This is a genomic window from Rhodococcus sp. NPDC006774 (genome assembly GCF_040636045.1).
GTDB lineage: Bacteria > Actinomycetota > Actinomycetes > Mycobacteriales > Mycobacteriaceae > Rhodococcoides.
Window position 1 is genome coordinate 1 of the sequence record NZ_JBEYIW010000026.1, and the last position, 14,181, is coordinate 14,181.

The following is a 14,181-nucleotide window of genomic DNA, read 5'->3' on the forward strand; positions in this document are numbered from 1 at the left end:
ATCATCGCGGCCTGTGCGACGTCGGAGAGCTTGGACTGCTCCGGGTCGTAGTCCTGGCCGCCGAGTGCGGCGAAGTTGCGACCTTCGTCCCACGGAACGTAGTCGTGAGGGTGCCACTCCCGCGCCATCGAAATGTGACGGTTCACATTGTCCTCGGCAGTGGGCACCAACTCTTGCAGAAGCTCGAGCTGTGTCAGATCCCTGGCCATCGAGATGCCTCCTCGCGTTGACGTCAGCTCGCAAGCCTAGGGCGATACGTGCGTGTCGTGTGGAGCCTTGCCCGGATTCTGTTAGAGGTAGCAATCGACGTCCGCACGGAATGGTGCGACGTCACAGCTCAGCGAGCAGCGAGAGTGGCACCCGAGGACGCGAGCGTCGCCGGACGGAAGACCCAGCCACGGAGAGCGAGGAACCGGGCGGCTCCGAAGATACCGCCCACAGCGATGACGACCAGAACCTGGACGTACGTCGGCGCTGCCGGGAACAGGATGTGCACTGCGGCCAGTGAGGCGGTACTCAGACCAAGCCCGATCAGGGCGAGTCCCCCGGCTTCCCACTGCGTCTGGAACCAGCCCACACGACCGGCCGCATGAAAGGTGTGACGGCGGTGCAGCTCGTTGGCAAGGACGGTACTTGCGGCCACACCTGCAAGGTTTGCAGTGAACGATCCGAGAGAAGCGAGGGCGACGAACAACAGGGCGTACACACCGTTACTCGACACCCCGACGATCACGAAGCGCGTGAACTGAGCGAGCACCGACTCCCCGAGCATCCGCGACCTGATGCGAGGCGCACAGCCCGCCGACCCGGACGAAGCCGGGACTTTCAGGGAAGTGCTCACGAGGACTCCAGTTGTAGAACCGGAAGCGTCGGTCGGCGCTTCGACTCGATACAACTCCGCCCGCGAACGAATCGGTCTCGGACGTGACGGAAGTCTCAGGCCTTGGTGGAACTTTCTTCCCGAGCGCTCTTCTTGCGGTCCAGGTCGATGTTGAGACTGTCGGGCTTGATCGATGCGACGAACAACACCGCGACGAGCACGACCACTACGACGATGGTGATGACGACCACCGCGATGCCGAAAATTGCCAAAATACCGTTCATGTCCTGCCTCCCGTGTCAGGCAATACGGTACTTGTCGTAGACAGGCCCGTCGACCACGACCCCAGGGTCGTTACTGCAGGCTCCACTCCCGCCCCCCAGCTCACCGCTCAGCTCACCAGGCGCGCCACAGCGCGCATCGGCAACGACAGCCAGGTAGGCCTGTTGCGAGCCTCGTACAGAACCTCGTACACGGCCTTGTCCAACTCGTATGCGCGCAACAGGTCGGCCTCCTCGCGGGGATCGTGCCCGGCCACCGAGGCGTATCCGTCGAAGAATGCCGCAATGCTGCGGGCCGCCCACTTCTCGGCCCGCTCTCGCGCCGTCCGGTCCTCGGGCAGATCGACCAGCAGGTGGTTGGCCGCATAGTCGAACGAGCGCAACATTCCGGCCACGTCACGCAGAGCGCTGTCCATCTGCCTGCGCTCGACCAAGGTCTTTGCCGGCTCACCCTCGAAATCGATGAGCAACCACCGTTCCGGAGTGCCCAGCACCTGACCCAGATGCAGGTCACCGTGGATGCGCTGCACCGTGGTGCTGTTCGACGCCTCCGCTCGCGAGATCAGAGCGGTCGCCGCCGGGATGTACTGCGCGATCTCCGGCACCACCCGTGCCACTCCCGAGATGCGGGCAAGGATCTCCTCGACGGCGGTCGATTCCACCGACCGTTCGGCGGTACCCAGCACCGCCGCCAGGTCGTGGTGTACCTGCGCCACGGCCGCTCCGATTCGATGTGCGTCCGGGGCGAAATCGGCGGGCAGGTCTTCGATCGGCGTCTGCGGGGAATCGAACACCTCTTGCACGCTGGCCAGTGCCGCGGTCCAGCCCTCGGCGGAGTTCGCGGCGAAATCCTGAGCCATGCCGAGGGTCGTGGGTTCACCGCCGACTTCGGCTTCGAGCCAGCCACGAAGCGGCGCGACGTTGACGCTCCCCGCCTCCGCCAGCGCGCGATGCAGTTCCACATCGGGGCTGATCCCCGGCGGCACCTGACGAAACAGCTTGAGCAACAGTAGATCACCGAGAATCACCGAGGTGTTGGACTGCTCCGCCCCCAGAACCCGACCGCGTAGACCGCTCGGCACACTCGAACCTTCGACGATCTTGAATTCGATGCTGCCCGTAGCCTTTCCGGTGGCCAGAGCATCTCCGTACAAGCCGATGATCTCGGGGTCGCGCAAACCGTCGAACACGGCCACGTCGCCCGCCACGGGCAGTGCCCACGGCCGGAGGTCGTCGGTCAGTTCGGTCCGGAACCCGAGGGGCACCTGGTAGGTCTGTGTGACGGCCGCGCCGTCCTGCGTCAGCTGCACCTCCACCAGCAGATGCTCGGCCGCGAAATGTGGCTCGTCCCGGAGCACATCGCGCGCGACGATCCGCACCGCACTCACCGTCGAACCCTTTGCGCCGAACCACCGTTGACCTGGCAACCACGCCGCCAGAGCATCCTCGAGCTGGGGTTCGACCGTGCGTGCCACACTCGAGCTGGAACCGACCATGAGAATGTCTCGCCGCCTTCTTCGGAGTTTGCGGAGCTTGTGACCGTACGCAGCGAAACCTACCCACTCCCGGCGACGCCCACACACCGACCGCAAAGACACCCGAACGTTATGCAGGTCGTACGCCGGTGCACAGACATGCTCGTAGAGTGGTCACATGTCCGCTCCACTGACCGCCCACATCGACGTACACCGCGCCGGTGATCGATCGAAAACCCGTGTGTCCTGGCTGGACTCGAAACATTCGTTCTCCTTCGGCCAGCACTACGACCCCGACAACACCCATCACGGACTGTTGCTGGTCAACAACGACGACATCGTCACTGCCGGTCAAGGTTTCGAGACACATCCGCATCGCGACACGGAGATCGTCACCTGGGTGATGCAGGGTTCACTGGTGCATCAGGATTCCATCGGGCACTCCGGAATCATCCATCCCGGCCTCGCGCAACGGATGACAGCGGGCAAGGGCATCCTGCACTCCGAGAAGAACGATTCCTGGAGCATCGACGGCAACAAGCACACCGAGCCCGTTCGCTTCGTGCAGATGTGGGTGCTTCCGGACAGCCCCGGTGCCACTCCCGGATACGAACAGCTCGAGATCGGCGACGAATTGCTGCGTGGAGGGCTGGTCACCGTCGCGTCGGGGATGGACAAGCATCGCGGTCAGGCTGCGATCGGGATTTCCCAGAAGTCGGCTGCGCTGCACGCGGCAAGGTTGTTGCCCGGAACCTCGGTGACGGTGCCCGACGCCCCGTTCGTGCACCTGTTCGTCGCGCGCGGCACCGTCACGCTCGAAGGTGTGGGCGATCTCTGGGAGGGCGACGCAGTCCGCATGAGTTCGACTGGCGGACAACGCATCACCGCTACCGAGCCGGCCGAGGTGCTGATCTGGGAGATGCATTCACGTCTCGGTGGTTGACATAGACGTTCGATGACAAGTTGATCACGGGAGCACGTGGGTCCTGTGCGCACAGGAGACACCCGCATACACTCCCAGCGTTCACGATCGCCGATTTCGGAGGTATTCAACGTGTCGAATCAGAATCCGCCGCCCGGAAACTATCCCCCTCCCGGAAACTATCCTTCACCCGGTGAGTACCCCCAGCAGGGCGGGTATCAACAACAGCCGACAGCGCCGAAGAACACCGTCGGCACGGTGGCTCTGGTCCTGGCGATTCTGGGCGTGTTGTTCTCCTGGACCATCGTCGGCGGAATCCTTCTCGGCCTGATCGCCATCGTTCTCGGCTTCGTCGGACGGTCCAGGTACAAGAAACGCACCGCCACCAACGGCACCGTGTCACTCGTCGCGATCATTCTCGGTTTCGTGGCGGCAGCACTGTCGATCGTTCTCGTCGTCGTCGGCGTCGGCCTGTTCAACGCAGTCGGTGGACAAGACTTCACCGACTGCATCAGCAACGCAGGCAGCGATACTGCAGCGCAACAGCAATGTGCCGACGAGTTCCAGCAGAACGTCGAGAACCAGTACGACGACTCGACACCGAACTGAGTCGCGGCCGAGACACTCACGTCTCGGTGCCTGACGGAGTCCGGTCGCCTCGGGGCGTCGAACCCGCCACGATCACCTGATTGCCACCCTGCTGCTTGGCTTCGTACATCGCCGCGTCGGCTCGTCGCAGCAGCAGCGTGGTGAGTTCGACGATGTCGAATCCGATGTCCTCGGCAATCGGGTACGTGCAATGCGCGACGCCTATGCTCACCGTCAGCGGTGCGGGGTCCTCCGCGGAATGGGCGGCACACCGATACGTCTCGGCCAGTGCGAGGGCCTCGTTCTCGGCCGATTTGGTCACCACTGCGAACTCCTCACCGCCCACCCGCGCGACCAGCACACCGTCCGTCGTCAGCCGACGTGCGATCAGCTGCAGGGCCGCGTCCCCCTGGTGGTGACCGAATCTGTCGTTGATCGACTTGAATCGGTCCACGTCGACGACCATCACCGACACATCGGTCGCACCGAGGAAATACACCGGCAGTGCCTCGTCGAGCCCTCGTCGGTTGCGTACCTGAGTGAGCGGATCGAAGTTGGCCGCCTGCGCTTGGACCTGCAGTTTGAGGAGTAGGTACTGAAAGAACGTCGGGCCCATGAACGTGATGGGCACGAGCACGACGAGTTGGGCGATGGCCAGACCCTGATCGGCGTCGGGCGACGACAGGATCAGCACGAAGAACAGCGTCACGGCCGTTCCGGCCCACAGCAGATGCAGCGCCATGACTTTCGGGCTGTGGAAGAGCTGAACGTAGACGCTGTTGGCTGCGAGCATCGCGAGGGCCAGGAAGACGGTCTGAGGCGATCCGTAGGACAACAGAATCAGCGTTACCCCGATGTCCGAGTACGCGGCGAACAACATGGACACCCGCTTCGACGGCCACGGAGCCTTCAGCCAGGCGACACCGACCAGCAGCGTCGACACGATCGCAACGACGAAGACCGTCCTACCGATCGCAGAGGTCGGCGGGGCATCGGTGAGGAACAGCAACGCGGCTGCGCCGAGTCCGTACAAGAACGTGCTCAGAGAAGCAGCGAGGCGATACGGTGCGAGCGCACCGTGCAGCTCGAGGTAGCTCACCACCGACTCGTAGCTGTGCGGCTGGTTCCACCACGTGCGCAGGAATGTCGATTGCACGTAACCTCCATGCGCGTTCGGCTCAGAGATCACGGAACCGACAGGACGCCACCAAGTCGGACCGGGCCGGACAAATCGGCCACCGCCGATGCTATCCGACCGCCGTCACCCTCGGATGCCTCTTCGTCGGAACGCTGTGAAACCTCCCATACCGACGACGATGGCGACCACGACGAGCCAGCCGATGGGCGCGAGCGCGAATGCTGCTCCCGGCAATCGCGGAACGTGAGTGAAGGGCGAGAGGTCGAGCCACGGCTGCGGCAGGCCCACCACCGACCCGACCTGGCCGAGGGCGACGAAGCCGCCGAGAACGGCCCACAGGACGGTCGCGAATCGAGGGACAGCGCCGAACAGGGCCACGCCGATGGCCGTCACCACCCACACGGCAGGTAACTGACCCAATGCGCCGAGCAGGACCGATGGCAGTTCTCCTGAGATATCGCCGGCGGCCGACCCGTACGTCAGGCCGATGGTGACGCCCACGACCAGAAGCAGCCACGCCGGGCCGAGGACGGCGAACAGTAGATGACCTGCCAGCCACCGCAGGCGCGAGACACCGGTGGCCAGCACGATCTCGGCGAGGCCAGCCTCTTCCTCGCTGTGCAGCCGCAGTAGGGCCGACACCGAGTAGGCCGCAACCACCACACCGACGATGCTCAGTACAGCGGCGATGAACGATTGTTCGATGGTGCTGCCACCGAACTCCTCCAGCGCATCGGTGATGGCGTTGCTGCTGCCGAGTTGCCCACCGATGCCGTGCACAGACGAACCGATGGTGATGCCCAACAAGGCGATGCCGACGGTCCAGCCGAGAGTCGCCCCGCGAGTGAGCCGCCAGGCGAGCGCAACCGGCCCGGCCAGTGACGGTGCGGCCTCGTTGCGGCCGCGGCGTTCGGCCACCAGTCCACCACCGAGATCGCGACGCTCGGCGGCGGCGAACGCGGCGGTGAGGAGCACCCCCGCGGTGGCCAGTGACATCAGCATCGGCCACCACCTCTCCTCGGCGAACGGTCGGACCTGCGCCGACCAACCGATCGGCGAGAACCACGACAGGGTGCCCGAGCCTGCGTCGCCGATCGCCCTCGCGGCGAACGCCACGGCCAGCACACCGAGGGCGTAACCGCGGGCCGCCCGCGCCCCCGACGCCACCTGTGCCGCCACTGCCCCACAGCCGACGAAGACGAGTCCGACCACCGCGACCGACGCCCCGTACGCGAGGCTCCCGGCCACCGGGAGGCCGAACGCCGCCAGCGAGATCACCGACAATGCGCCCGTTCCCGCCACCCCGATGCCCGCCAGCGCGATCGCCGCGGCCAACCCGGCGTAGCGCCCCACCGCCGTCGAGCCGATCAGCTCGGTCCGACCCGCATCCTCCTCACCTCGGGTGTGCCGGACCACGGTGAGGATCGCCGCCAGCGGAACCAGCGCCAGCACCGCACCCGAGCGCCACGACACCAGAGCCCCCAGATCGCTGCCGAAGATGGGGCCGACGAGCGCGGCCTGCGCAGGCGTCGACAGGGTGCCGAGGTAGAAGGCCTGGCGATCCGCCGCCGTCGGATACAGACCCTCGAAGCTGACCGCATACAGCAGCGGCAGCGCCCCGAGCAGAACGATCCACACCGATGCCACCAGACGATCGCGGCGCAGATACAACCGCAGCAACGCGCCCGTCCCGGTCAGGGCATTCATGCGTAGTACCTCAGGAACAGTTCCTCGAGCGTCGGAGCGGAACTGACCAGGCTGCGGACCCCGGCGTCGGCCAGTACGTGCATCGTCGCCGCAAGGGCGTCGTTCTCCACCGTGCAGGTGACGGAGGATCCCGCGACTCGGACTTCGGACACCCCCTCGAGTGCGGCGAGACCGTCGGGCATGCGTTCGAGATCGGCGGTGACCGTCGTGCGAGACAGGTGGCGCATCGAGGCCAGCGTCCCGGTATCGACCGTCCGCCCCTCTCTGACGATGGTCACCGAACTGCACAGCGCATCCACCTCGGACAGGATGTGCGACGACAACAGCACCGTGACTCCGCGTCGGGCAGCATCTTTCACGCAGTCGCCGAAGTGCTGCTCCATCAGCGGATCGAGTCCCGAGGTGGGTTCGTCGAGGATCAGCAACTCGACGTCGGAGGCCAGAGCCGAGATCAGCGCAACCTTCTGCCGATTGCCCTTGGAGTAGGTCCGAGTGCGCTTGCCGGGGTCGAGGGAGAACCGTTCGAGCAATTCGGCGCGGCGGGCGGTGTCGATTCCGCCGCGCATCCGGCCGAGCAGATCGATCACTTCACCGCCGGTCAGCGACGGCCACAGAGTCACGTCACCCGGGACGTAGGCCAGGCGTCGATGCAGCGCCACAGGATCGGCCCACGGGTCGCCGCCGAGCAAGCGCACCTTTCCCGACGTCGCGCGGACGAGACCGAGCAGCACCCGAATCGTCGTGGATTTTCCGGCCCCGTTGGGGCCGAGGAACCCGTGCACCTCACCGGTCGGTACGTGCAGGTCCAGTCCGTCGAGCGCCCGGACCGACCCGAACGTCTTCACCAGCCCGTTCACGGAGATCGCCTCGGTCATGACGTGGCCTCCAGATAGGTGTGCAAAGCCTGCGAGTCGGTGAACAATCCGTCGGTGTAGAGCTCGAGCGCAGGAAGGGTGATCTCGTCACCGAGCGCGCTCAGGGCCTCGCGGAAATCGACGTCGGGGCCGGCCATCTGCACGTACAACAGCAGTCCGCCGACGTTCTGTCGCGTCAGGAACCGGGCCCGGGCCGCGGGGTCGCGACTGGGGGTGAAACGGCCGTCGCGGACACCGTCCTCGATGTAGCGGACGGCGTCGTCGACCATGTGCTCGAACAACTCTCGCGCCAACGTTCCGCCTGCGGCGAAGCTCCGCACGATGTAGGCGACGAGCGGCGCATACTCGTCGATCCGGGCGAGCTGTTCCATCATTCCGGCGGGGGCGGACGATGCTGCCTTCGACTCGCGGATCACCCGCAGGACGTGCTCGTCGCACGCCGTGCGCAGGCCGTCCTTGGACCCGAAGTGGTGATTGAGCAGACCAGGCGAGACACCTGCCGCCGTGGCGATGGACCGCACGCCTGCGGTGAAACCCTGGGAGCCGAAAACGCCGATCGCGGTGTCACGGATTCGAGCCCTGGTCGTGAGATCCTCCGATGCTGTACGCATGTACAGCACATTAAACACCCGTTCAATCAAGCGCAAGAGTGTAAAGATGGACGGATGACTTCAGTAGTGAACTCGGGCATCGATCTCAGCTACCAGGACGAGAACACACGCGCGCAGGACGACCTGTTCGTGCACGTCAACGGCAAATGGCTCGAGGAGTACGCCATCCCGGCCGACCGCGCCGTCGACGGCGCATTCCGCACCTTGTACGACCGCGCCGAGGTCGACGTCCAGACCATCATCGAAGAGTCGGCCGACGCGAACCCGCCTGCGGGCAGTGACGCACAGAAGATCGGCGACCTGTTCTCGAGCTTCATGGATGCCGATCGCGCGGAGCAACTCGGCGTCACCCCGATCGCCGACGAGCTCACCGCCATCTCCGACGCAACCGACCTCGTCACCCTCGCAGGCGTTCTCGGCTCCCTGCAACGCACCGGCGTCGGCGGTGCCATCGGCCACTACGTCGACACCGACGCCAAGCAGTCCGATCGCTACCTCGTGCACTTCAGCCAGTCCGGTATCGGTCTGCCCGACGAGTCGTACTACCGCCAGGACGAGTACGCCGAGATCCGCGCGAGCTACCTCGAGCACATCTCGAAGATGTTCGCGCTCAGCGGCATCGAGTACGACGCACAGACGGTGTTCGACCTCGAGCAGAAGATCGCCGCAGGCCACTGGGACGTCGTCGCCAGGCGTGACGCCGAGAAGAGCTACAACCTCGTCGACTACGACACGTTGGTCAAGAACGGTGCCGGATTCAACTGGGCTGCATGGATTTCCGGGCTCGGCGCAACCACCGAGCAGTTCGCCGAGATCGTGGTTCGGCAGCCTCCGTTCCTGAGCACGTTCGTCTCGCTGTGGACTTCCGAGGACATCGAAGCGTGGAAGGCGTGGCTGGCCTGGCGCGTCGTGCATTCACGAGCACCGTTTCTGACGGGCGCGATCGTCGACGAGAACTTCGCGTTCTACGGAACGACGCTGACCGGCACCGAAGAGAACCGCGAGCGCTGGAAGCGTGGCGTCTCCCTGGTGCAGGACGTGCTCGGCGAGGCCGTAGGCAAGCTCTACGTCGAACGCCACTTCCCGGCCGACTCCAAGGCGCGGATGCAGGTGCTGGTCGACAATCTCACCGAGGCCTACCGCCGTAACATCTCCGAGCTCGAATGGATGAGCCCGGAGACTCGGCAGAAGGCGTTGGACAAGCTGGGCAAGTTCACCCCCAAGATCGGCTACCCCGACCGGTGGCGCGACTACTCGGGTGTCGAGATCGTCGCCGACGACCTGCTCGGCAACTACCGCCGCGGCTACACCGCGGACTACCAGCGCGACCTCGACAAGCTCGGCGGCCCGGTAGACCGTGACGAGTGGTTCATGACGCCGCAGACCGTCAACGCCTACTACAACCCCGGCATGAACGAGATCGTCTTTCCCGCAGCCATTCTGCAGCCACCGTTCTTCGACCCCGAGGCCGACGACGCGGCCAACTACGGCGGTATCGGAGCCGTCATCGGCCACGAGATCGGTCACGGATTCGACGACCAGGGTGCCAAGTACGACGGTGACGGCAACATGGTCGACTGGTGGACCGACAGCGACCGCACCGAATTCGGCAAGCGCACCACGGCACTGATCGAGCAGTACAACGAGTTCGAGCCCAAGGCACTGCCCGGCCACAAGGTCAACGGCGAGTTCACCATCGGCGAGAACATCGGTGACCTCGGTGGACTCTCGATCGCGGTCGCCGCCTACGAGATCTCGCTCGAAGGCAAGGACGCCCCGGTGCTCGACGGCCTGAGCGGGCTGCAGCGCGTGTTCTTCGGGTGGTCACAGGTGTGGCGTACCAAGGCGCGCGATGCCGAGGCGATCCGTCGACTCGCCGTCGATCCGCACTCGCCGCCGGAGTTCCGCTGCAACGGCGTCGTACGAAATCTCGACAGTTTTCACGAAGCCTTCGACGTACAGCCCGGAGATGCGCTGTACTTGGACCCGGGGAAGCGCGTCAGGATCTGGTAGTTCCGCGTAGGGCAATGGGGAGGGAATTCAAGGATGAGGGAATACGTACGCTGGCTTGCTGCTCACGGGGTGATTCGGTTCGCGGCCAAACGAGCAGCGGCCGCGGGCGATCCGCAGGCGATGCTGGTGGCCGATCCGGCGACGCGGGCCAATCCGACGCCGGTCTACGAGAAGCTGCGCGCCACCGCACCGCTGGTGAAGACTCGGATCTCGAACATCACCGTGCATCACCGGGTGGCGTTCGACCTGCTGCGCTCGGACGACTTCCGCGTCACTCAGCTCGGTGCGACCCTTCCCGGTCCGATGCGGTGGGTCGAGGAGCACACCAGATCCGGCGCACTGCACCCGATCCTGCCGCCCTCACTGCTCTCGGTCGAACCGCCTGACCACACCAGGTATCGCAAGCTGGTGTCCTCGGTCTTCACTGCCCGCGCGGTGAAGAAGATGCGCGATCAGGTGCAGGAAACGGCGGATGCTCTGCTCGACGAGCTGTCCGACGGCTCTCCGGTCGTCGACATCGTCGATCGCTATTGCGCGCGCCTGCCGGTCGCGGTCATCGGGCGCATCCTCGGCGTTCCCGAGGAGGAGAATCAACGAGTCCTCGAGTTCGGCGAGATGGCCGCACCCAGCCTCGACATCGGATTGTCGTGGTCTCAGTTCAAGCAGGTCGAGCGTGGGCTGATCGGGTTCGACGCCTGGCTCTCGGAGCACATCGCGGAGCTGCGCCGCAATCCCGGTGACGATCTGATGAGCCAGCTGATCGCCGCGAAGGACGAGGGCATCGGCCTCAACGACGAGGAGCTCAGGGCCACCGCAGGTTTGGTGTTGGCCGCAGGGTTCGAGACGACGGTCAATCTGCTCGGCAGCGGCATCCGACTGTTGCTCGACCATCCCGACCAACTGGCTGTGCTGCAACAGGATCCGTCGCACTGGCCCACCGCAGTCGACGAGATGCTGCGGATGGAGTCTCCCGTGCAGCTCACGGCCCGCATGGCCAAGCACGACGTGGAGGTCGAGGGGGTGACGGTGCACGAGGGCAAGCTCGTCGTGCTGGTGCTGGCAGGCGCCAATCGGGATCCGCTGGTGTTCGAGGACCCCAATCGCTTCGACGTGACCCGCGCCAATGCCGGTAAGCACCTGTCGTTCTCGGGAGGGCGTCACTACTGCCTCGGTGCTGCACTCGCCAAGGCCGAATCGGAAGTGGGCCTCAAGACCTTGTTCGATCGGTTCCCTCACCTGCGGACGGCAGGCGAGGGAACCCGTCGCAACACCCGAGTCCTACACGGGTGGGCCACTCTCCCGGTGGATCTCGGCGAGCCGGCTACGACAACCGCAGGCCGGTAACGGAGTCGAAGAAGAACAGCTCGTCGAGCCGGGGCACCAGTCGAATCGTTTCGGCCAGTGCGATCGACAGCTTGCGATCGACTCGGACCGAGATTCGTCCGGATGTGGTGGTCCACCCGCCGGTCGTACTGGGTGCGGAAGCGTAGACGAACGATTCCGCGCCCAGTTCCTCGATCAGCTCGACGGTCAGTTGCTGGCCACTGCCGTCGCCCACCAGGTCCCACGATTCCGGTCGCACGCCGACAACGACGCGCTCGCCCGCCGCGGACGGGACGGGAATGCGCAACTCGCCGAGTACGGCCGCACCGTCCCGCACGGGGGCGTCGACGAGGTTCATGCCGGGTGATCCGATGAATCCCGCGACGAACGTGTTGACGGGATTGTCGTACAACTCCCGCGGAGCGGCGATCTGCTGCAATTTGCCGTCGAGCAGTACCGCGACCCGGTCACCCATGGTCATGGCCTCGACCTGATCGTGGGTGACGTACACCGTGGTGGTGCCCAATCGTCGCTGCAGACCGGCGATCTGGGCTCTGGTCGACACCCGCAACTTGGCGTCGAGGTTGGACAGCGGTTCGTCCATGCAGAACACCTTGGGCTGACGCACGATGGCGCGCCCCATGGCCACTCGCTGGCGCTGGCCGCCGGAGAGCTTGCCGGGTTTACGACCGAGCAGCGGCTCGAGCTCGAGCATCTTCGCCGCGTCGAGTACTCGTGCTGCGGTGTCGGACTTGCTCATTCCGGCATTGCGCAGCGCGAAGCCCATGTTGTCGCCGACGGTCATGTTGGGGTACAGCGCGTAGTTCTGAAACACCATCGCGACGTCCCTGGCCCGCGGTGCCAGCGAGGTGACGTCCACTCCGCCGATGTCGATGTGACCGCTTTCGACGGACTCGAGACCGGCGAGCATCCGCAGACTCGTCGACTTCCCGCAGCCCGAAGGTCCGACGAGAACGATGAATTCACCGTCCGCGATGTCGAGTTCGAGGGTGTCGACAGCGAGCGAATCGGCACCCGGGTACCGGTGCGAGACACCGGCGTAGTGAACGGCGGCCATTACTTCGGCAGCTTCGGGGTGATCTGGCGGTCGATGATCTGCTGCAGTTGATCCGAAATGGACGCGAATGTCGTTGCGACATCGGCATTCTGCAGCGCGATCTGCTCGAGTCCACTACCGATGATCTTGTCCCCGCCGGGAACGAACACGCGGGCGTAATCCTGCGAGCGAGTCAGCGCCAGTTGGTCGACGGCCGTCTTCGCGTTGGGGTTCGCCTCGAGGAATGCAATCTCCGACGGGTCCTGCTGCGCGGACTTGCGGACCGGCATGTAGCCGGTGTTCTGGGAGAAGTAGGCGGTGTTGGCACCGTTGGTGACGAAGTCGATGAACTTGAGTGCGTTCACCTTTCGCTCGTCCGAGATCTTCGCCGGGATGGCGAGGCCGGCACCACCGGTGGGGCAGCCGGGGGTGCCGTCGGTAGCCGGCAGGAAGGCAGTACCGAACTCGAACGCGGCTCCGGCCTTGATGGTGGACAGGTCGCCGGTGGAGGCGATGGTGGACGCGAGGATGCCAGCGGCGAAGTCGTTGGCGATGTCGTTGGACACCGCTGCGTACTTCTTCGTGTGAATCATGTCCTGCAGGAACTTGCCTGCCGCAATGGTATTGGGGTCGTCGAACTTCAGCTCGAACTGGTCGGAGTACGACCCGCCGAACGTCCAGATCGGTCCCTCGAACGTCCATCCGAGGTAGTCGACGGCATTACCCCAGCCGTGGGCGAGCTTGCCGTCTCCGACGACGGCCTGGATGCGCGGGCCCCATTCGTCGAATTCCTGCCAGGTGGCCGGTCCGCGATCGGGCAGTCCGGCCTGCTGCCAGACGGCCTTGTTGTAGTAGAACAGCGGCGTCGAGCGCGCGTACGGCAATGCCCAGTGGCTGCCGTTCCAGTTGTAGTCGGCCAGCAGCGAATCCACGTAATCGGACTGGTCGACGCCTGCTGCGGAGAAGTGCTTGTCCAGTGGCTCGATCGCCCCGGTGAGCGCGTAGTTGAACCACCAGACGTCCGAGAGCACGACCACGTCGGGCACGTCGTTGCCGGAGAGCGCCGCGTTGAACTTCTGCGACACCTCCTCGTAGTTCTTGCCGCCGTCGATGAGATTGACCGTCAGGCCGGGGTTCTCGGCCTGGAAGCGCGAGATCAGTTCCTTCTCGAATTCCTGGGACTTGCCCGGGTGGTTCGACCAGAAGTTGATGGTGTTCGCATCGCCTTCGACAGCCTCGCCGCCCGACCCGCCCGATCCGGGGCCGCTGCACGCCGCGAGGGCTGCGGCGGCCGCAGCTGCGCCGGTGAGCGTGAGGAAGCCACGCCGATTGATGATGTGTGCCATGGTGTTCGACTCCTGATAGTGAGGT

The 14,181-nt window shown here is 65.1% G+C and carries 14 protein-coding genes; 4 read left to right on the forward strand and 10 right to left on the reverse strand.

From position 1 onward, the window contains the following. From ABZ677_RS24795 to ABZ677_RS24810, 4 genes are all read right to left on the reverse strand, one after another. Positions 1 to 209 (reverse strand): acyl-ACP desaturase (locus ABZ677_RS24795; RefSeq protein ID WP_358374254.1); only part of this gene is annotated, 209 nt, incomplete at its 3' end. A 128-nt stretch (positions 210 to 337) separates the two neighbouring features. Next, a complete protein-coding gene (locus tag ABZ677_RS24800; protein WP_358374257.1) occupies positions 338 to 841 on the reverse strand; it encodes a GtrA family protein in 504 nt (167 codons plus the stop codon). 95 nt (positions 842 to 936) lie between these two features. Beyond that, positions 937 to 1,104 carry a hypothetical protein gene (locus ABZ677_RS24805; protein ID WP_358374260.1) on the reverse strand — a complete coding sequence of 56 codons (168 nt, stop codon included), beginning with the start codon at positions 1,102 to 1,104 and terminating at the stop codon, positions 937 to 939. A 107-nt stretch (positions 1,105 to 1,211) separates the two neighbouring features. Beyond that, entirely contained in the window at positions 1,212 to 2,597 is a 1,386-nt protein-coding gene (locus ABZ677_RS24810; protein WP_358374263.1) for a hypothetical protein, read from the reverse strand. Between the two features lie 157 nt (positions 2,598 to 2,754). Between ABZ677_RS24810 and ABZ677_RS24815 the strand changes: the two genes are divergently transcribed. Together ABZ677_RS24815 and ABZ677_RS24820 are read left to right on the forward strand one after the other, a co-directional pair. Further along, the gene (locus ABZ677_RS24815) at positions 2,755 to 3,519 is read left to right on the forward strand and encodes a pirin family protein (protein ID WP_358374265.1); all 765 of its coding nucleotides are present in this window, start codon (positions 2,755 to 2,757) and stop codon (positions 3,517 to 3,519) included. Positions 3,520 to 3,630: 111 nt separating this feature from the next. Beyond that, positions 3,631 to 4,107, forward strand: coding sequence for a DUF4190 domain-containing protein (locus tag ABZ677_RS24820; protein ID WP_230596528.1), 477 nt, complete (start codon positions 3,631 to 3,633; stop codon positions 4,105 to 4,107). A gap of 16 nt (positions 4,108 to 4,123) precedes the next feature. On the opposite strand, the gene ABZ677_RS24825 is transcribed toward ABZ677_RS24820, so the two are convergent. From ABZ677_RS24825 to ABZ677_RS24840, 4 genes are all read right to left on the reverse strand, one after another. Beyond that, a complete protein-coding gene (locus ABZ677_RS24825) occupies positions 4,124 to 5,242 on the reverse strand; it encodes a diguanylate cyclase (protein ID WP_358374268.1) in 1,119 nt (372 codons plus the stop codon). 105 nt (positions 5,243 to 5,347) lie between these two features. Next, positions 5,348 to 6,931 carry an ABC transporter permease gene (locus tag ABZ677_RS24830; protein WP_358374271.1) on the reverse strand — a complete coding sequence of 528 codons (1,584 nt, stop codon included), beginning with the start codon at positions 6,929 to 6,931 and terminating at the stop codon, positions 5,348 to 5,350. Continuing rightward, a complete protein-coding gene (locus ABZ677_RS24835) occupies positions 6,928 to 7,806 on the reverse strand; it encodes an ABC transporter ATP-binding protein (protein WP_358374274.1) in 879 nt (292 codons plus the stop codon). The genes ABZ677_RS24830 and ABZ677_RS24835 overlap by 4 nt, the downstream gene beginning before the upstream one ends. Then, a complete protein-coding gene (locus ABZ677_RS24840) occupies positions 7,803 to 8,417 on the reverse strand; it encodes a TetR family transcriptional regulator (RefSeq protein WP_037196273.1) in 615 nt (204 codons plus the stop codon). The genes ABZ677_RS24835 and ABZ677_RS24840 overlap by 4 nt, the downstream gene beginning before the upstream one ends. A gap of 54 nt (positions 8,418 to 8,471) precedes the next feature. Here ABZ677_RS24840 and ABZ677_RS24845 point away from each other — a divergent pair, with 54 nt between their 5' ends. Both ABZ677_RS24845 and ABZ677_RS24850 read left to right on the forward strand, forming a co-directional pair. Then, positions 8,472 to 10,430 carry a M13 family metallopeptidase gene (locus ABZ677_RS24845; protein WP_358374277.1) on the forward strand — a complete coding sequence of 653 codons (1,959 nt, stop codon included), beginning with the start codon at positions 8,472 to 8,474 and terminating at the stop codon, positions 10,428 to 10,430. Positions 10,431 to 10,463: 33 nt separating this feature from the next. Continuing rightward, positions 10,464 to 11,774 carry a cytochrome P450 gene (locus tag ABZ677_RS24850; protein WP_037196141.1) on the forward strand — a complete coding sequence of 437 codons (1,311 nt, stop codon included), beginning with the start codon at positions 10,464 to 10,466 and terminating at the stop codon, positions 11,772 to 11,774. Here ABZ677_RS24850 and ugpC read toward each other — a convergent pair. Together ugpC and ABZ677_RS24860 are read right to left on the reverse strand one after the other, a co-directional pair. Next, positions 11,752 to 12,831: a sn-glycerol-3-phosphate ABC transporter ATP-binding protein UgpC gene (gene ugpC / locus ABZ677_RS24855; RefSeq protein ID WP_358374280.1), complete on the reverse strand. Its 1,080-nt coding sequence runs from the start codon at positions 12,829 to 12,831 to the stop codon at positions 11,752 to 11,754. The genes ABZ677_RS24850 and ugpC overlap by 23 nt on opposite strands. Then, on the reverse strand, positions 12,831 to 14,156 hold the full coding sequence (locus tag ABZ677_RS24860; protein WP_037196143.1) for an ABC transporter substrate-binding protein: 1,326 nt from the start codon (positions 14,154 to 14,156) through the stop codon (positions 12,831 to 12,833). Before ABZ677_RS24860 ends, ugpC begins: the two co-directional genes overlap by 1 nt. Positions 14,157 to 14,181 lie beyond the last annotated feature (25 nt).